This window comes from Blastococcus sp. SYSU D00669 (assembly GCF_054050715.1).
The window spans coordinates 1-18,587 of record NZ_JBJGZV010000065.1; the positions used below are offsets into that span (position 1 = coordinate 1).

Consider the following 18,587-nt stretch of genomic DNA (forward strand, 5'->3'; position numbering starts at 1 on the left):
ACGACCGAGACCAACCGGCGAGCGGCCCTGTCAGGCTGGCTGCACCACTACAACCACCACCGGCCCCACACCGCCCTGGGCAACCTCCCGCCCATCAGCCGGTGCACCAACGTCTCCGAGCAGTACAGCTAGTCGGTGGTGTCCCCGTGCTGCTGCGGTCCGCGCACGGTAGCCCAGACGGGAGTCCGACCAACCACGTTCGCCCGTGACGGATTCACCACCTCGCTCACATCAAGTGGTGATCCCTGCTCCCCACGCCGGCTCCTAGCTTTCGCGCATCGACGAGAGAGCGAGCAGCACGCGATGACCGCACACCCGACCCGCCCGGCGGACGACCCGCCGCGCTACGAGATCCGGCTGGCCGGCCGCCTCGACCCGCGGTGGGCCGCCTGGTTCGACGGGATGACCCTCACCACCGCCGACGACGGCACCACCGCCCTGCGCGGCCCGGTGACCGATCAGGCCGCCCTGCACGGCCTGCTGCAGAAGGTGCGCGACCTCGGGGTGCCGCTGCTCTCGGTCACCCCGCTCGAGGCGGAGCACCCGCGCACCGCCACCACCTGACCCGCCACCACACCCGAAGGGATCCCGCCATGAGCATCAGCGCACCTCCCGCCGCGACGACCCGACCCGCGACGGACCCGATGCGCCAGACCGCATTCCTCGGCGGCCTGCTGTACGTCATCACCTTCGCCGCCTCGATCCCGGCCGCCTTCTACTTCCTTGCCCCCGTCCTCGACAACCCGGACTACGTCTTGGGCGCAGGGTCCGACGCGCGCGTCATCACCGGCGGCCTGCTCGAGGTGGTCACCGCCATCGCCGGCGTCGGCGCCGCGGTCGTGTTGTTCCCGGTGGTGAGGCGGCAGAACAGGACTCTGGCGCTCGGCTTCGTCACCTCCCGCCTGCTCGAAGGCGCGATCATCATCATCGGTGTCGTCAGCGTCCTTGCGGTCGTGACGCTGCGACAGGACTTCGCCGGAGCGCCCAGCGCCGACACGGAGTCTCTGACCACCACCGCCGCAGCACTCGTCGCGGTCCGCGACTTCACGTTCCAAATCGGTCCGGGCTTCATGGCGGCCGTCAACGCGTTGCTGCTGGGCAGCCTGATGTACCGGTCCGGACTCGTGCCACGGGTGATCCCGCTGATGGGCCTCATCGGAGCTCCCCTGCTCCTCACGGCCAAGATCGCGACGGTCTACGGCGTCAACGACGACGCCACCCTGTGGTCGGTTATCGCCCTGGCACCGATCTTCTTCTGGGAGCTGTCGCTGGGCATCTACCTGGTCGTCCGCGGCTTCCGGCCCTCCGCCGTCGCCGCCCTGCCGCCTGCGCAGGCCGTCCGATGAGGGCCGCGGTCTACCGCCGATTCGGCGGGCCGGACACCGTCCACGTCGCGGATGTGCCGCGGCCCACGGTCGGCCCCGACGACGTCCTCGTCCGGGTGCACGCCAGCACCGTCAGCGTCGCCGACCACCGCGCCCGCAGCCGCGAGGTGCCCCGCGGGCTCGGCCTGCTGGCCGCCGCAGGGATCGGCCTGTTCCGGCCGAAGCACCCGGTGCTCGGCTTCGACGTCGCCGGCGTCGTCGCGGACGTCGGCGCGAACGTCACCACGTTCGGCACCGGCGACGAGGTGATCGCGATGACGGGCGGGCAGTTCGGCGGGCATGCCGAGTACGCCCGGGTGCCGCAGACCGCCGCGATCGCCCGCAAGCCGCGGAACATGATCTTCGAGGACGCCGTCACGCTGGTCTTCGGCGGTCTCACCGCCCGGTGCTTCCTCCAGCAGGCCCACCTGGCGCCGGGCGCGGCCGTCCTGGTCAACGGGGCGTCGGGCGCGGTGGGCACCGCGGCGGTGCAGTTGGCCGCGCACGCCGGCGCGCACGTGACCGGAGTCTGCAGCGGCGCGAACCGGGAGCTGGTCACGTCGCTGGGCGCCGAGCGGGTCATCGACTACACCGCTGAGGACTTCACCGCCGGGCCGGCCCACTACGACGTGATCGTCGACTGCGTCGGCAACGCCCCGTTCGAGCGGGTGCGGCACCTGCTGAAGCCGGGCGGTGCGCTGCTGCTGGTGATCACCGACCTGCCCGGGCTGCTGCGGGCACCGCTGCGCAGCCGGCGGACCGGCCACCTCGTGACCGCCGACGTCGGCAGGCCCACCGCCGTGGACCTGGCGTTCCTCGTCGGCCTCGCCGAGGCCGGCGCCTACCGGCCCGTTCGTGATCGGACCTACGACCTCGCCGCCATCGCCGAGGCGCACCGCTACGTCGACACCGGCCGCAAGCGCGGCAACGTCGTCCTTCGCCTTCCCGGCGAAGAGCCGGCGCCGTCGTCCACCGCCCAGGAGACCGAGGAGGCATCGTCATGATCGAGGCGCACGAGCTGACCAAGCGCTACGGCGACAAGACCGCCGTCGACGGCATCAGCTTCACCATCGCTCCCGGATCGGTCACCGGGTTCCTCGGGCCGAACGGTGCCGGCAAGTCCACCACCATGCGGATGGTCATGGGCCTGGACCGGCCGACGTCCGGCACGGTGACGGTCAACGGCAAGCCCTACGCCGCCCACCGCTCCCCGCTGTCCGAGGCCGGGGCGCTGCTGGACGCCAAGGCCGTGCACCCCGGCCGCAGCGCCCGCTCCCACCTGCGCACCATGGCCGCCACGCACCACATCCCGGCCTCCCGGGTGACCGAGGTGATCGAGATGACCGGCCTGGCCACGGTCGCGGGCAAGCGGGTCGGCGGGTTTTCCCTCGGCATGGGCCAGCGCCTGGGCATCGCCGCGGCGATGCTCGGCGACCCGCGGACGCTGATCCTGGACGAGCCGGTCAACGGCCTGGATCCCGAAGGCGTGCAGTGGGTGCGCCGGCTGGTGCGATCCCTCGCGGAGGAGGGCCGCACGGTGTTCCTCTCCTCGCACCTGATGAGCGAGATGGCGCAGACCGCCGACCAGCTGCTGGTCATCGGCCGCGGCCGCATCCTGGCCGCCGGCCCGGTGCAGCAGGTGATCGACTCGGTGTCCGGGGCGGCGGTGCGGGTCCGCTCGCCGCACGCGACCGAGCTCGCCGCGCTCGTGGCGGCCGACGGCGCCGTCGTCAGCAACCCGGAGGCGGGGGTCCTCGAACTCGGCGGCATCGACGCCGCCCGCGTCGGCGACCTCGCCTGCGCCCACGGTATCGCCCTGCACGAGCTCTGCCCGCGCAGCGCCAGCCTCGAGGAGGCCTACATGAGCCTCACCCAGGACGCCGTCGAGTACCGCTCCACCGACACCGGTACCACTGCGCCCCCGTCCATCACCGCCTCGAAGGGGACGAACCGATGAGCACCACCGTCGCCGCACCGGCCACCGAGCGTGGGCCTGCCTTCCAGGCCGCCGTACCGGCCCATGCCACCTTCGCCGGAACCCTGCGGGGAGAGTGGATCAAGCTGCTGTCGTTGCGCTCCACCTGGTGGGTGCTGGCCGCCACCATCGTCCTGATCACCGGCATCTCCCTCGCCGTGGCCTTCTCTCTCGACGCCGTGGCCGCCGACCCGCCCACGGCGTCCGGACCCGCGACCGCCACCGGCGCCGAGGTGGTCTCCGGCGGCTTCCAGATGGGCATGCTGACCACCGCCGTGCTCGGCGCGCTGCTGATCACCGGGGAGTACTCCACCGGCATGATCCGCTCGACGCTGGCCGCGGTGCCGACCCGCGTGCCGGTGCTCGCCGCGAAGGCGATCGTGCTGGCCGTCCTGACAGTGGTGGTCGCCACGGTGAGCATCGCCTTGGCCTACGTCGTGACGATGCCGCTGCTGGCCGACCTCGACCTCGTTCCCGCCCTCGACCAGGCACGGACCTGGCAGGTGTTCGGCGGCACCGTGTACTTCCTGGTCGCCGCCGGTCTGTTCGCGCTCGGTGTGGGCACGCTGCTGCGCTCCAGCGCCGCCGCCATCACCGTGGCGCTGACCGTGCTCCTGCTCCTGCCCGGCGTGCTCAGCTTCATCAGCCTGAACTGGGTGCAGACGATCGTGGACTACCTGCCGCTGCCGGCATCGGGAGCGTTCCTCGGCGGCGGCGAGGACTCGCTGTCCTCGGCGGGCGAGGAGCTCAGCGCGGTCACCGGATTGCTGGTCATCGCCGCCTACGCGGTCGTTCCGCTCGTCGTCGGGGCGGTGGTGCTCCGCCGCCGGGACGCCTGACCGCCTGGCGCCCCCCATGTCCGCACTCCACGGCCTCCACGGGTCGCTGGAGTGCGGACAACGGTGTGCCCCGGACCAGAGGACCGAGGCCCGATGGGATGCATCGGGTGGTTGCAGTTGTGGTTGCAGTTGGCCCGTGTTCGCGGGCATTCATAGCCGTGCGCGGCCGTATCTCTCCGCTGCTCACGCGGCTTACGGAAAGACGATGAACCTCTCTGAACGCGATCATGACGGCCTGGCAGCGTGGGGGTCAGGCGTTTCGAGTCCCCTCAGCTCCACCCCGATGACCAGGCCGTTCTCCCTCGGGAGGGCGGCCTGGGTCGTCTCTGGTCGCAGGGGACGCGGGGTCGAGGAGGAGAACGGGGCCCAGGCGGTCGGCCGCCTCCGGGGCAGCGCCGGCATCCGGCCGGTCCCTCCTGCGCCGGCCGCGCACGTGCTCGGCGTCGTGTGCGTCGACCAGCCAGATCGCGAACCGGTTCTCGTGGGTGTCCGGCCGTGCGGCTCAGCCGGACGTCGCGCTCCCGACCGGCTCGAGCACCCGGTAGGCGGCCACCGGCGCCATGCGGCCCTTGACCCCGGTGGGCGGCAGCGCCTCGACCGGCCAACCGCCCCCGGCTGCCGCAACCGTGCTGGCGGCTGCGACGGTGACGCCGGCGGGTCGCGCGAGGTCGACGAGGCGGGCAGCCAGGTTCACGGTGTCGCCCACGACGGTGTACTCGACGCGCTCGGCGCTGCCGAGCAGACCCGCGGCGACCTCGCCGGTGCAGACGCCGATGCCCAGCCCGAACGGAGGCAGGCCGCGAGCGGCCCATTCCGCGTCGAGGCGCCGCTGCGCCCGGTGCATCCCAGCGGCGGCGCGCAGCGCGTGCTCCTCGTGCGCCGCCAACGGCAGCGGTGCCCCGAACACCGCCATCACCGCGTCCCCGACGTACTGCAGGACGGTTCCACCCTCGGCGAGGACGATGCCGTTCATCGCCTTGCGGTGCGCGTCCAGCTGCCTGGCCAGCACGTCGGGCGGGGTCGTCTCAGCGATGGCGCTGTAGCCGCGGACGTCCGACATCAGCACCGTGACGATGAGCCGCTCGGGTTGGGTCAGGGCGTCCGGGTCCGCGCGCAGCCGCTCGGCGAGGCCACCGGGGACGAGCCGGGCCAGGGTGCGGCTCTCGTCGCGGGCACGCAGCAGCTCCGCCGCGGACTCCTCTGCCTCTCCGCGCCGCGCAGCGACGTCCGCCTGCAGCCGCGCGTTCTCGAGCGCCAGTCGGGCTGCTGACGCCACCGCGGCCAGCAACGGCCGGTGCTCGGCCACCGAGGGGTCGTGCAGCACCACAGCGACCGGCGGATCGCCCAGCGGGGTCTGCCCGCCCTCCGGCGGCGGCTCCACCCGAGCTCCGTCACTGTCGACCAGTCCCTGCGGGGTCGGAAAAGCCAGGCGCAGCCCGGGATCGCGCAACGCGTGGGCCAGCGCCGGCTCGATGCGCTCGGCCGGCGTCCGCTCGAGCAGCACCAGCAGTTCCCCGACCGAGCTGAACGCCAGCCGCTCCCGCACGATCCCGAACACGACCGCCACAGGCAACGCCAGCACCACCGACCACAGCGCGGCATGCTCGACCGGCCAGATGACCTCCATCCCGATCCATCGGGGATAGGCGGCCACGACCATCACCTGATTGGCCACGTAGCCGACGATCGCCAGGCAGCCGGCGACCAGCATGAAGCTTCGGCTCCGCCGCTGCCGCCGGGTCCACCGGCGCGCCTGCCGGATCAGCAGCACCAATACGGTCATCGCCAAGCCGGTGAACGTGAGCCGCAGCGTGGCGTGCACCCCCAGGTACAGCGGGATGCTGTCGACGAGCGAGACCGGACTGCGTGGGCAGCCGTTCCCGCAGAGCCAGGGCACGGGTGTCTGGGTCAAGGCGACGACGACGGTGCCGAGCACAGCGAGCACCAACCCGCCACGGAACAAGAGCTGCTCCCTCCGGCCGGACAGCCGGCCGGACGGGAAACCCAGCAGCAGGGGCGTGAGCAGCACCGGGCCGATGAAGATCACCGGTATGCGGAGCAGCGCAACCAGCCCTGCAGCAGATGAGTCAGCGGGTATCTGGACCTGCCGAAGTAGTTGCAGGACCGCGAAGGCCAGCATCCACGGCCCGGTCCGGCTGTCCGGCCGCAGCCACCAGACGACGGCACCGGCGGCGGCGAACACCAGCCCGCCGATGAAACCCATGAGGAGCGGCACCGGAGGTGGGCCGTCGAACAGCGCGACGCCGAGCCAGACCTGACCGACGGCCACCGCGACGATCCCCGCCGTCGCGGCGAGGACTCGTCGGCGGGGCGCCGGGCGCCCCGTGGCCTCGGCCACCCGGACATGGTGGCACCGGGCGTTCCCCGGCGGCGCGGGCTCAGGTCCCGTTCTCGGCCGCAGAACGGGACTGGGGTGTCCAACGCTCCAGGGGCTCGTCCCATGCGGCGACGGAGTGCGCTGAGGCGGGGTCCTCCGCGGCGGAACCCCGCCTCAGCGCACTCCGTTCTGCTGTCCTCGAGGCCGCCCCTCGGAGGCACCCGGGGCCGCGGCGCACGAGTCGGTTCACCGGTCCGCTCTCGTTGGTGGCCGCCTGTGCGGGTGCGGTCCGCCGCCCCCGGCCGTCAGGGGCGCCGGCCCGTGATCGGCTGGATCAGGACACCTGCTGCGGAGCGGCGGTGGACGCCCGGCGCACGAGGGAGGTGGCTAGGGTGCGGTGGAGATCGGCGACCTCTTCGCCGGAGATGAGCGCCAGGAGCATGCGCGCAGCCTCCTGACCCATCCTCCGGATCGGCTGCTGCACCGTGGTGAGCGGGGGATCGGCGAGCGCGGACTCCGGGATGTTGTCGAAACCCACCACGGAGAGCTGACGCGGCACGTCCATACCGAGCTCCGCCGCGGCTTCCATCGTCATCAGCGCCGAGAGATCGTTCGCCGCGAAGACGGCGGTCGGCGGCTGGGAGAGCGAGAGCAGTTCGCGAGCCGCCTCTCGGGCGCGTTCCGGTTCGAAGCCGCCGGACCGCACCAACGACTCGTCCACGCTCAGTCCCGCGGTGTCGAGCGCCTCGCGGTAGCCCTGCTCCCTCTGCTGCGCGGACAGCAGGTCCGACCGCCCCGTGATCATGCCGATCCGGGTGTGCCCCAACCCGAGGAGGTGCTCCACGCCCAGCCGAGCGCCCTGCAGGTTGTCCGCAGCCACGGAGGGCAGCCGGGACGGACCGGTGTGCGGATCGACCGCCACCACCGGTCCGTCGGCATGCACGTCCGTCACGGTCGGGGTGACGAGGACGGCCCCGTCGACGAGGGTGGCCATCAGTCGGGTCAGGGATCGCCGCTCCCAACCCACGTGCTCCTCCGGGTGACCACCGGCGGAGTAGGCGATCAGCTCGTAGCCGGAGCCGTGGACGGCGTCGGCGACGCCCTTCAGGACCTCGGTGCTGAAGGGCTCGAAGTCCATGACCAGCACGCCCACGACGTTGGTGCGGCGGTTCCGGAGGCTGCGCGCGACGAGGCTCGCCTCGTAGCCGAGCCGGTTGATGACCCGCGTGACGTGCTCGACGGTCTCCGCGGACACGCCGTACCGCCCGTTGATGACCTTCGACACGGTGGAGATCGAGACGCCGGCTTCCGCCGCCACCTGCTGCATCGTGACCCGGCTGCTGGAAGTCCCGTGACCCGGGCCGACGAACAGGCCTGGGCCGACGACGTCGTCCAGGGATGTGTCGAGTTCCATGATCAACCTCTTCTCGGTCGGTCCCCGACTGCCAGGTTGCCAGGCCTGACCGCCATGCGTGCTCGTCGATCGCGGAGAGGGCAGACCGCACCACCACCCACGACCTTTGCGGACTGCCGGCTCCACTGTCGAGAACATCGGCGACGGCGGGCGGGAACTGGAGCCCCGACCCACCACGGCCGCTCGAGGTGCGCGCCGGGCTCAGCCCTTGACCGCCCCCTGGAGCCCGTTGACGATGCGCCGCTGCATCGCCAGGAAGAGCAGGAGCGCGGGGATCATGGCGATGGTCGTGAAGGCCAGCACGCCGGCGGTGTCGGCCGAGTGCTCGGTCGAGTAGTCCGCCACCCCCAGCGGCAGGGTGCGCATCTCGCCCTGCAGCAGGAGCAGGGGGAGCAGGTAGGCGTTCCAGGATGCGACGAAGGCGAGGACGCCCACGGTGACGAGTCCAGGCATCGACAGGGGGACCGCGATCCTCCAGAAGATGCCGATCCGGGAGGCTCCGTCGATCAGGGCCGCCTCCTCGAGCTCCTTGGGCAGCGCCATGAGGAAGGGCCGCAGGATCACGACCGTGGTCGGCAGCGCGAACGCCGCCTGCGGTAGCGCGACGCCCCACCAGGTGTTGCCGAGCTGCAGGTCGCGCGTCACCAGGATGAACAGCGGGATGATCGCCACGGCTGCCGGGAAGAGCAGCCCCAGGACGAACACCATGAACAGCGGCTCGCGGAACTTGAACTGGTAGCGCGCCAGCGGGTACGCGGCCATCACCCCGGCGAGCACGGCCACCGCCGTCGTGAGGAGGGCGATCGCCGTCGAGTTGAAGGCGTAGACCCAGAAGTCGGAGTTCGTGAAGACGGCCGCGTAGTTGCGCAGCGTCCACGGGTCGGGAAGCGCCGCGGGATCGCGCGCCAGCTGCTCGTTGGTGCGGAAGCCACCGAGCGCGCCGTAGAGCACCGGGCCGAGCGTGACCGCCACGACCGCCAGGGCCACCAGGTAGACGAACGGGCCACCCCGCCCGTACGCCGCCGACCGTCGCGCTCTCACAGCGTCCTCCTCCGGGGTGCAGGTTCGAGGATCATGCGTCGCCCTTCGTGTCCCGGCGCAGCACCAGGAACTGGTAGGCGACTGCCATCACGAAACCGATCAGGAACAGCACGACCGACGCGGCGCCGGCGATCCCGTAGTTGGCGCGCTGCGTGCCCTGGCTGACCAGGTACGTCGCCATCGTGGTCGTCGCGTTCGCCGGCCCCCCACCGGTGAGGATCCACACCATGTCGAAGAGCTGCAGCGCACCGATCATGGACAGGAAGCACCAGGTCCGGATCGTCGGCGCGAGCAGCGGGATCGAGATGCGGCGCTGGATCTGCCACCACCCGGCGCCGTCGAGCTGCGCCGCCTCGTGGAGCTCGTCGGGAACGCCCTGCAGACCGGCGAGGAAGAGCAGCACCGCCAAGCCGAGGTACTTCCACGTGAGCACGACGAAGACGGTCGTCAGTGCGAGGTCGGGTGTGCCGAGGAACCCCTGCTCGGGGGTCGGGATACCCACCGACGACAGCAGGGTCTCGATGACACCGGTGCCCGGCTGCAGCAGCTGGAACCACACGACGCCGGCGATCACCTCGGCCAGCACGTACGGGACGAAGATGATCGTCCGCAGCAGCCCGCGCGCCCTGATGCGGCGGTTGAGCAGCAGCGCGAGCGCCAGACCCAGTGGCAGCTGCACGAGGATCGACGCGAAGACGATCAGGAAGTTGTGCCCGACCGCGTCGGTGAAGACCTCGTCGCTCAGCACGCTGATGTAGTTCTGCAGCCCGACGAAGTCGACCATGGGGCCGAAGCCCTTCCAGCGGAAGAACGACATCCGGGCCGCCGAGAACACCGGGTAGACGACGAACAGCCCCATCAGCACCAGGGCCGGCGCCACGAAGAAGAGGATCTCGAGGCGCTGCCGGCCCTTCCCGCCACCGGGGCGGCCGGTCACCCGGCGCGCGGATGCGCGCCGGGTGACCGCTGCACCGGGGTCCGCCGCTGTCACGGTCCCCTGGGAGGTCATCGCGGGGTCACCCCTCCTGATCGGCTGCCTGCTGGGTGGCGTCCACGACGTCCTGCGGCGACGCCTCGCCCGCGAACAGCAGCGCGACCTCGTCGTTCATCGCACCGCCGACCGACGCCCCGAACGCGGTGTCGAAGTAGAGCTGGATGAACGGTGCTGCGTCGCGGACCTCGATCAGCTGGGCGAGCGCCGGGTCGGACACGGAGCCAGTGGCGGTGGTGTTCGTCGGGAGCCCCATGTCGTTCTCCGCGAAGCCCTGCTGCACCTCGTCGGAGAGCAGGTACTTGACCAGGTCGACCGCCGCGTCGGGTGCGCCCTCCGAGACGGCCCAGGCGTCACCACCACCGAGCTGGGCGGTCGGGTCGCCGGCGCCGTCCTCGACCGCCGGGAACGGGAACCAGCCGGTCTTGTCACCAAGGCCCTCGCCGTTCTCGGTGAGTCCCTGCATCACACCCGGCTCCCAGTGACCGGCCAGCTCCATCGCGACCTGCCCCGTCGCGAGCAGGCCGGAGGCGGATGCAGCCCCCTCCTGCGCCGGCGTGGTGAGGAAGCCGGGGTTGAAGGGCTCGGTGGCCAGCAGGTTCTCGACCTCCTCGCCGGCCTGCACGAAGCACGGGTCGGAGAAGTCGAGGCTGGTCACCGCGTCCTCGAGGACGTCCTGGGAGCAGGACCGCAGCGCCGTGTAGTACCAGTAGTGGGCGGCGGGCCACTTGTCGCCCGCGCCGACCGAGATGGGCACGATGCCGGCGCTCTTCAGCGTCTCGACGGCGGAGTACAGCTCCTCCATCGTGGTCGGTGGCGTCTGGATCCCCGCCTGTGCGAAGAGGTCCTCGTTGTACCAGAACCCGACGACGCCGACGGAGAACGGCAACGCGTAGGTCTGGCCGTCGACCTGCCATCCGGACAGGTCGACCCCGAGGCTCTCGATCTCCTCCGCGGCGTCCTCCGACAGATCGCGGACCACGCCGGCCTCCACGCGGTCGGCGAGCTCACCGCCGCCGCGCTCCATGAAGACGTCCGGCACGTCGCCGCTCTGGAAGGCGGCCTCCAGCTTGTCGACCATGTCCTCGTGCGCCATCGCGGTGACCTCGACGTTCACCCCGGGGTTGGCCGCCTCGAAGTCCCTGGCCACCTGCTCGTAGAAGCCCCTCCCGGGCTCGTTGTTCGAGTTGTGCCACCACGTGATGGTGTTGGCGTCATCTCCTGAGCCGCCGTCACCCCCGCATGCCGTGGCACCCAGCAGGACGGCGCTGCTGCACAGCACCGCGAGCGCAGCTCGCCTCGAACGCCGCATGTTCTGACCCCTTCGTCTCGCCGCACGCCGCCGTGGCGTGGAACACACCGGCGAAGATGTCAGCTCGGGACTTGCGGTGTCAATCGTTGTCGATAACGATTTCCAGCCATGACCCCCCCAGTCGACGTCGACGCGGTGCGCCGGGCGGAAGTGGCGCTGACGGTGCGGCACGCCGATGGATCGCCATGTCGTGACACGGAGGTGCTGGTCCAGCAGGTCCGGCACGACTTCGCCTTCGGGAACATCGGCTTCGACTTCGTCGGCCTGGCCAACGGGGAGCACGGCGGGGCCCGCGAGAACGTCTTCGGCGGGGCCGACCCCGAGGCGGCCGAGCGGCTCGAGGACCTGTGGCTCGACCTCTTCAACACCGCGACCCTCCCGTTCTACTGGGCGGGCTTCGAACCGGTGGAGGGGCAGCCCGACACCCGCCGACTGCAGAGCGCGGCCAGGTGGTTCCGCGACCGGGGGGTGGCGCTCAAGGGGCACCCGCTGGTCTGGCACACCCTCACCCCGGACTGGTTGAGGGAGTGCTCCGACGAGGACGCCGAGAGGATCGTGCGGGCGAGGATCCGGCGGGAGGTCACGACCTTCGCGGGGCTGGTCGACACCTGGGACGCGATCAACGAGGTCGTGATCATGCCGGTCTTCGCGAACGAGGACCGGCAGAACGCGATCACCCGCCTGTGCCGCCGCATCGGTCGCATCCCGACGATCCGGCTGGCCTTCGAGGAAGCACGCGCGGCGAACCCGGCGACGACCCTGGTCCTGAACGACTTCAACCTGTCGACGGCGTACGAGTGCCTCATCGAGGGCGTCCTGGAGGCCGGGGTGCGGATCGACGCGATCGGCCTGCAGAGCCACATGCACCAGGGCTACTGGGGCGAGGAGCGGACGCTGGAGGTCCTGGAGCGGTTCTCCCGCTACGGCCTCCCTCTGCACTGGACCGAGACGACCCTCGTGTCCGGGGACCTGATGCCGCCGGAGATCGTGGACCTGAACGACCACCAGGTCCCGCAGTGGCCCTCCACGCCGGCGGGGGAGGAGCGGCAGGCCGACGACATCGTCCGCCACTACCGGACGCTGCTGTCCCACCCGGCGGTCGAGGCAGTGACCTACTGGGGGATCACCGACCGAGGGGCCTGGCTCGGCGCCCCTGCCGGACTGGTGCGCGCCGACGGCACTCCCAAGCCGGCCTACGACGCCCTCCGGAGCCTGATCAAGGGGGACTGGTGGCTGTCACCCACCCGTCTGCGGACCGACGGCGAAGGCCGGGTCACCGTCCGTGGATGGGCTGGTGACTACGCGGTGTCGGTGGGGGAGGACTCCGGGACCTGGACGCTGCGGCATGACGCGCCGCAGCAGGAGGTCACCCTCGCCTGACCGCCGGACCGGAGCAGGACAGGCCCCCGGCCGATCGAACCCACGACAACAGACAGGACGGATTACCGAGGGCATGGTCACCAACGCCGACACCGACCCAGCGCCCTGGCGCGATCCGCGGGTCCCCACCGAGGACCGGGTCGCGGACCTCATCAGCCGCATGACCCTGGAGGAGAAGATCGCCCAGCTGTACGGCGTCTGGGTGGGCTTCGATGCGACCGAGGGCGAGGTCGCCCCCCACCAGCACGAGATGGCCGCGGCGCCGGTGGACTGGGACGAGCTGATCCGCAGTGGGCTCGGGCAGCTGACCCGGCCGTTCGGGACGGCGCCGGTGGACCCGCTCGTCGGGGCCAAGGGTCTGGCGGAGAGCCAGCGGCACATCGTGGCGGCCGGCCGCTTCGGGATCCCCGCGCTGGTGCACGAGGAGTGCCTCACGGGGCTCGCGGCGTGGACGGCGACCGTCTTCCCCTCACCGCTGTGCTGGGCGGCCGGCTTCGACCCGGACCTCGTGGAGCGGATGGGTCGGCTCATCGGTGAGGGCATGCGCCGGCTCGGTGTCCACCAGGGGCTCGCCCCGGTCCTCGACGTCGTCCGCGACCTGCGCTGGGGACGCGTCGAGGAGACCATGGGCGAGGACCCGCACCTGGTCGGCACGATCGGCAGCGCGTACGTGCGCGGCCTGGAGTCGAGCGGCGTCGTGTCGACCCTCAAGCACTTCGTCGGGTACTCCGCCTCTCGAGCGGGGCGCAACCTCGCCCCGGTCTCCGCCTCCCCCCGGGAGATCGCAGACGTGCTCCTCCCGCCGTTCGAGATGGCGCTGCGGGCCGGCGCGCGATCGGTGATGAACGCCTACACCGACATCGACGGGGTGCCGTCGGCGGGCGACCCGGCGCTCCTCACGTCACTGCTGCGCGGGACCTACGGGTTCACCGGCACCGTCGTCGCCGACTACTTCTCGATCGCCTTCCTCCAGACGCTGCACGGCGTCGCCGCCTCGCCGGCGGACGCGGCCGCCCGTGCCCTGGAGGCGGGTATCGACGTGGAGCTGCCGACGGTGAGCTGCTACGGCGAGCCCCTGGTGGAGGCGGTGCGGACCGGCGCTCTCGCCGAGGGACTGGTGGACCGCGCGCTCCGCCGGGTGCTGCTGCAGAAGTGCGACCTCGGCCTGCTGGACCCCGACTGGTCGCCGGACTCACCGGCGGTCCTCGACGGCGCGGTGACCCTGGACTCCGAGGAGTCCCGGGCCGTCGCCGGGGAGCTCGCCCGCCGCTCGGTCGTCCTGCTCTCCAACGACGGGACCCTGCCGCTGCGGCCTGGGCTGCGCCTGGCGGTCGTGGGCCCACGTGCCGACACCGCGCAGGCGATGCTCGGCTGCTACTCGTTCCCGATGCACGTCGGCGTCCACCACCCCGACGTGCCCGTGGGTGTCCGCATCCCGACCCTCACCGACGCGCTGAGGTCGGACCCGGCGGGGTACGGCGTCGTGTTCGCCGAGGGGTGCCCGGTGCTCGGCGGCGACGACGAGGGCATCGAGGCCGCCGCGCGGGCCGCAGCCGACGCCGACGTGTGCGTCGCCGTCCTCGGCGACCAGGCCGGGCTGTTCGGCAACGGCACGTCGGGCGAGGGTTGCGACGCCGTGGACCTGCGGCTCCCCGGCCGACAGGAGGAGCTGCTCGAGGCCCTGCTCGCAACGGGAACGCCCGTCGTGCTCGTCCTGCTCGTCGGCCGCCCCTACGAGCTGTCGCGCCAGGTCGACCGGCTCGCCGCGGTGGTGTGCGGGTTCTTCCCCGGCGAGGAGGGTGCTCCCGCGCTGGCGGACGTCCTGAGCGGGCGGGTGAACCCTTCGGGCCGGCTGCCGGTGAGCTTCCCGCGCGCGGGGAGCAGCCAGCCGGGGACCTATCTCGCTGCGCCCCTGGGCGGCCGCACCGACGTGAGCACCGTGGACCCGACCCCGCTGTTCCCCTTCGGGCACGGCCTGGGATACGGGTCTGCGACCTGGGCCGGGGTGCGGGCGCTCAGCGGAGCCGAGTGGGCCACCGACGGGACCGCCGAGCTGGAGGTCGAGCTCCGCAACGACACCGACCGGGAGGTCAGCGAGGTCGTGCAGGTCTACCTGCACGATCCCGTCGCCGAGGTGGTCCGCCCGGTGCAGGCGCTCGTCGCCGCCCGGCGGGTCGACCTGGCCGCCCGGTCCACCGCCGCCGTCCGGTTCACCCTGCACGCCGACCTCACCTCCTTCACCGGCCGGGACGGCACGCGGGTCGTCGACCCGGGGGAGGTGGAGCTGCGGGTGGGTGCCTCCAGCGCCGATGTGCGGGACGTGCTGCGGTTCACGCTCACGGGCAGCCGTCGCACGGTCGGGTTCGAGCGCGTGCTGCACCCCGAGAGCGTCGTCCAGCACCGGACGGCGGACGGAGCTGCGGAGATCGACGGCTGATGCCGCAGATCGACCTCTCGCTCGACGAGCTCCAGCGCTACGCCCCCGACCTCCCGGCGCCGGAAGACCTCCGCGAGTTCTGGGAGGCCACCCTGGAGGAGGCGGGCACGTGGCCGCTCGACGCGTCCTGCGCACCCGCCGACTCGGGCCTGGTGGCGGTCGAGAGCCATGACGTGTCCTTCGCCGGCTTCGGTGGCCACGAGGTCCGCGCCTGGCTGCACCTGCCTGCCCGGGCTCTGCGAGGGGACGGCCGGTTGCCCGCGGTCGTCCAGTACCAGGGCTACAACGGGGGGCGAGGGCTGCCGCACGAGCACGTCTTCTGGGCGTTGGGGGGGTTCGCCCACCTCGTGGTGGACACCCGCGGGCAGGGCAGCGGCTGGACCGTCGGGGACACCGGCGACCCTGTCGGGTCCGCCGCCGCACAGCCAGGATTCATGACCCGCGGCGTGCTGTCCCCGCAGGACTACTACTACCGCCGCGTCTACACCGACGCCGTGCGGGCCGTGGACGTCCTCCGAGCCCACCCGGAGGTCGACGGCGACCGGATCGCGGTGACCGGCATCAGTCAGGGCGGCGGCATCGCGCTGGCCGTCTCGGCGCTCGCACGCGGGCTGCGGGCGGTCATGCCCGACGTGCCGTTCCTCTGCGACTTCCCGCGGGCCACCCGCATCGCTCCGGGTGACCCGTACGGCGAGATCGTGCGGTATCTCAAGGCCCACCGCGACCGCGTGGACCAGGTGTTCCGGACGCTGAGCTACTTCGACGGCGCGGTCCTGAGCCGCAGCTCGTCGGCCCCGGCGCTGTTCTCCGTCGCCCTCATGGATGCGACCTGCCCGCCGTCGACCGTGTTCGCGGCGTACCACGCGTACGGAGGGCCCAAGGAGCTCCGGATCTACCCCTTCAACGACCACGAGGGCGGAGAGGCCCTGCAGCAGCGCGAGCAACTGGCCTGGCTGCGCAGCCGGCTCCAGGCGCCCGCCGCCCGGCACGCCCCGTCGCCGTGACCGGTGCGAGCTGACGGGTTCCCCGGTGCGGTGGGCCGCCGAGGCGGTCAGCGCGGAGCGGCGGTGCTGTCCCGGACGACCAGCTCGGTGGCCAGCTCCACACGGGGGCCGACCACCGACTCGCCGCGCACCAGGCGCAGGACCGTGCGGGCGGCCAGCGCGCCCATCTCCGCCAGGGGCTGGCGGACGGTCGTCATGGGCGGTGACGCCCACCGGGTCTCCGGGAGGTCGTCGAAGCCGACGACGCTGACGTCCTCGGGCACCCGGCGCCCGGTGCGCCGCAGGGCCTCGTACACGCCCAGCGCCATGTGGTCGTTGGCGGCGAAGACCGCGGTGGGGGGCTCGGCGAGCCCCAGCATCCCCGTCGCCCCGCGGAACCCGGACTCGAAACCGAAGTCCCCCTCCGCCACGAGGTCCGGGTCGAAGGGGAGCCCGGCCGCCTGCAGGCCGGCGCGGTACCCGTCGAGACGCGCCCTGCTGCACCACAGCGTCGGGGGCCCCGCGACGAAGCCGATCCGACGGTGGCCGAGCCCTGTCAGGTGTTCGGTCGCGCTCACCCCACCGGCCCAGTTGGTCACGCCGATCGTCGGCACGTCGAGGCTCGGCACACCGGCCGGGTCGATCACCACGGCGGGCACGTGCAGGCTCTTCAGCTCCGCGTGCAGCGCCGGATCGAGGTCCGTCGTCACCAGCACCGCGCCGTCGCTGGCCCGCGCCGAGACGTTGTCCAGCCACTCACGGGTGTCGCTGGCGCGCCGGTGGATCGCCGAGACCACCGTGCCCACACCTTCCGCGTGGGCCGCCTCCTCGACACCCCGGATGATCTCCACCGCCCAGGGGCTGTCCAGGTCGTTGAACACGAGGTCGAGGAGCTGGGCCCGGGGCCGGCTGCCCCGGCGCTGGTAGCCGTGCTGCCGCAGCAACTGCTCCACCCGCTCCCGGGTGTGCGCGGCCACGTCGGCCCGCCCGTTGAGCACCCGGCTGACGGTCGGCACGGAGACGCCGGCCTCGGCGGCGATGGCGGCGATGGTGACCGTGCGCTGCTGGGTGTCGGACACCGGGCTCCCTCCTCGTGGGCCGTCCGAGCCTATGCCGCCCGCCCGCGTGCGGCGCCGTACCACGACCTCCGGCCGACGTACCCGCGCGGACTTGACCGTGGCGCAGGTCACTGCATAGCCTCGCTGCACCGCCTACCGGAAGTTTCCGGAAGTTCGTGGGCGGTCGGAAATCACCATCCCGAGGAGCTTCTTTGCGCGCGTCTCGCCCCCTGATGACCGGCGCCCTGTCGCTGGTGACCCTGATGGCCGTCCCCACCGCGGCCCTCGCTGCCCCCGCCCCGCCCGCCGCCCCCAACGCTTCTCAGCACTCGGCCGCCATCGGCCAGGAGACCCTGCGGAGCCTCGCCGAGGAGGCCGGCATCGAGTTCGGCGTCGCCGTCAACACGGACCTGCTGGCGGACAACGGCAAGTACCGCAACATCGTCAACACCCAGTACTCCAGCGTGACGGCCGAGAACGTCATGAAGTGGGAGGCCCTGAACCCGGCGCCCGGCGTGTACGACTGGGCGGCGGCGGACGCGCTCATCGCCAACGCCGAGGCCAACGGCCAGGTCGTGCGCGGGCACACGCTCGTGTGGCACAACCAGCTGCCGGCCTGGCTCACGACCGGCGACTACAGCGCCGAGGAGCTGCGCGCGATCCTCGAGAACCACGTCCGGACGGTCGCCGCCCACTTCGCCGGCGACATCCAGCAGTGGGACGTCGTCAACGAGATCTTCGACGACGACGCAGCCGGCAGCTTCCGCGAGACGATCTGGTACCAGGCCTACGAGGAGCTCGGTCTGCCCGGCGAGCAGTACGTCGCCGACGTGTTCCGCTGGGCGCACGAGGCCGATCCGGAGGCGCTGCTCTTCTACAACGACTACAACCTCGAGTTCACCGGCCCCAAGAGCAACTCCGCGTACGCGTTCATGCAGGAGCTGCTTGCCGACGGCGTGCCGATCCACGGCGTCGGGTTCCAGGGTCACCTGGACACCCAGTACGGCTACCCGGACCTGCGGAACAACCTGCAGCGCTTCGCCGACCTCGGCCTCGAGGTGGCGCTCACCGAGGTGGACATCCGCACCTACGTGACCCAGAAGCCGAACGGCACCTACACCAACACCCCGGCCGACCCGGCCGAGGCGGCCCAGCAGGTCGAGTGGTGGGCGCAGGCGCTCGAGGACTGCCTCGCCGTGGAGGCCTGCAACTCGTTCACGGTGTGGGGCGTCTCCGACGCGAACTCCTGGATCCCCGGCTGGTTCACCGGCCAGGGCGCCGGCCTCCTGTTCGACATGCACTCCAACCCCAAGCCGCAGTACGAGGCGGTGCGGGAGGTCCTGCGCGCGGCCGTCTGATCACCTCGCGGTCGTGCACACCGTCCCGGGGGGGGCCCCCCGGGGGGCGGGGGCGCGCCCCCCTTGCACCGCTTTATAACACGCCGGGGGGGGGGGG

At 72.1% G+C, this 18,587-nt stretch carries 16 protein-coding genes; 10 read left to right on the plus strand and 6 right to left on the minus strand.

Going from position 1 to position 18,587, the window contains the following annotated elements:
- The 6 genes from ACI8AF_RS26475 to ACI8AF_RS26500 all read left to right on the plus strand — a co-directional run.
- Positions 1-132, plus strand: a 132-nt coding sequence (locus ACI8AF_RS26475) for an integrase core domain-containing protein (protein ID WP_456542782.1), incomplete at its 5' end; no start/stop codon positions are given.
- A 171-nt stretch (positions 133-303) separates the two neighbouring features.
- The gene (locus ACI8AF_RS26480; RefSeq protein WP_456542768.1) at positions 304-564 is read left to right on the plus strand and encodes a hypothetical protein; all 261 of its coding nucleotides are present in this window, start codon (positions 304-306) and stop codon (positions 562-564) included.
- A 29-nt stretch (positions 565-593) separates the two neighbouring features.
- Positions 594-1,346, plus strand: coding sequence for a DUF4386 domain-containing protein (locus ACI8AF_RS26485; RefSeq protein WP_456542769.1), 753 nt, complete (start codon positions 594-596; stop codon positions 1,344-1,346).
- Positions 1,343-2,368 (plus strand): NAD(P)-dependent alcohol dehydrogenase, encoded by a 1,026-nt coding sequence (locus ACI8AF_RS26490; protein WP_456542770.1) that lies wholly within the window; start codon positions 1,343-1,345, stop codon positions 2,366-2,368. The genes ACI8AF_RS26485 and ACI8AF_RS26490 overlap by 4 nt, the downstream gene beginning before the upstream one ends.
- Positions 2,365-3,321, plus strand: a complete 957-nt coding sequence (locus ACI8AF_RS26495) for an ABC transporter ATP-binding protein (protein ID WP_456542771.1) — start codon at positions 2,365-2,367, stop codon at positions 3,319-3,321. The genes ACI8AF_RS26490 and ACI8AF_RS26495 overlap by 4 nt, the downstream gene beginning before the upstream one ends.
- A complete protein-coding gene (locus ACI8AF_RS26500) occupies positions 3,318-4,178 on the plus strand; it encodes an ABC transporter permease subunit (protein ID WP_456542772.1) in 861 nt (286 codons plus the stop codon). Before ACI8AF_RS26495 ends, ACI8AF_RS26500 begins: the two co-directional genes overlap by 4 nt.
- A 502-nt stretch (positions 4,179-4,680) precedes the next feature.
- Here ACI8AF_RS26500 and ACI8AF_RS26505 read toward each other — a convergent pair.
- From ACI8AF_RS26505 to ACI8AF_RS26525, 5 genes are all read right to left on the minus strand, one after another.
- A complete protein-coding gene (locus ACI8AF_RS26505; RefSeq protein WP_456542773.1) occupies positions 4,681-6,402 on the minus strand; it encodes an adenylate/guanylate cyclase domain-containing protein in 1,722 nt (573 codons plus the stop codon).
- 448 nt (positions 6,403-6,850) lie between these two features.
- The gene (locus ACI8AF_RS26510; protein WP_456542783.1) at positions 6,851-7,930 is read right to left on the minus strand and encodes a LacI family DNA-binding transcriptional regulator; all 1,080 of its coding nucleotides are present in this window, start codon (positions 7,928-7,930) and stop codon (positions 6,851-6,853) included.
- Between the two features lie 201 nt (positions 7,931-8,131).
- Positions 8,132-8,971, minus strand: coding sequence for a carbohydrate ABC transporter permease (locus tag ACI8AF_RS26515; RefSeq protein ID WP_456542774.1), 840 nt, complete (start codon positions 8,969-8,971; stop codon positions 8,132-8,134).
- 31 nt (positions 8,972-9,002) lie between these two features.
- Complete coding sequence (locus tag ACI8AF_RS26520) at positions 9,003-9,908, minus strand: carbohydrate ABC transporter permease (RefSeq protein ID WP_456542775.1); 906 nt, start codon at positions 9,906-9,908, stop codon at positions 9,003-9,005.
- 79 nt (positions 9,909-9,987) lie between these two features.
- Positions 9,988-11,244, minus strand: a complete 1,257-nt coding sequence (locus ACI8AF_RS26525; protein WP_456542776.1) for an extracellular solute-binding protein — start codon at positions 11,242-11,244, stop codon at positions 9,988-9,990.
- Between the two features lie 138 nt (positions 11,245-11,382).
- Here ACI8AF_RS26525 and ACI8AF_RS26530 point away from each other — a divergent pair, with 138 nt between their 5' ends.
- From ACI8AF_RS26530 to ACI8AF_RS26540, 3 genes are all read left to right on the plus strand, one after another.
- Positions 11,383-12,654 (plus strand): endo-1,4-beta-xylanase, encoded by a 1,272-nt coding sequence (locus ACI8AF_RS26530; protein WP_456542777.1) that lies wholly within the window; start codon positions 11,383-11,385, stop codon positions 12,652-12,654.
- Positions 12,655-12,727: 73 nt separating this feature from the next.
- On the plus strand, positions 12,728-15,091 hold the full coding sequence (locus ACI8AF_RS26535; protein WP_456542778.1) for a beta-xylosidase/alpha-l-arabinosidase: 2,364 nt from the start codon (positions 12,728-12,730) through the stop codon (positions 15,089-15,091).
- The gene (locus ACI8AF_RS26540) at positions 15,091-16,095 is read left to right on the plus strand and encodes an acetylxylan esterase (protein WP_456542779.1); all 1,005 of its coding nucleotides are present in this window, start codon (positions 15,091-15,093) and stop codon (positions 16,093-16,095) included. The genes ACI8AF_RS26535 and ACI8AF_RS26540 overlap by 1 nt, the downstream gene beginning before the upstream one ends.
- Before the next feature lie 47 nt (positions 16,096-16,142).
- On the opposite strand, the gene ACI8AF_RS26545 is transcribed toward ACI8AF_RS26540, so the two are convergent.
- A complete protein-coding gene (locus tag ACI8AF_RS26545; RefSeq protein ID WP_456542780.1) occupies positions 16,143-17,153 on the minus strand; it encodes a LacI family DNA-binding transcriptional regulator in 1,011 nt (336 codons plus the stop codon).
- 212 nt (positions 17,154-17,365) lie between these two features.
- Here ACI8AF_RS26545 and ACI8AF_RS26550 point away from each other — a divergent pair, with 212 nt between their 5' ends.
- Positions 17,366-18,490 carry an endo-1,4-beta-xylanase gene (locus tag ACI8AF_RS26550; protein WP_456542781.1) on the plus strand — a complete coding sequence of 375 codons (1,125 nt, stop codon included), beginning with the start codon at positions 17,366-17,368 and terminating at the stop codon, positions 18,488-18,490.
- Positions 18,491-18,587 lie beyond the last annotated feature (97 nt).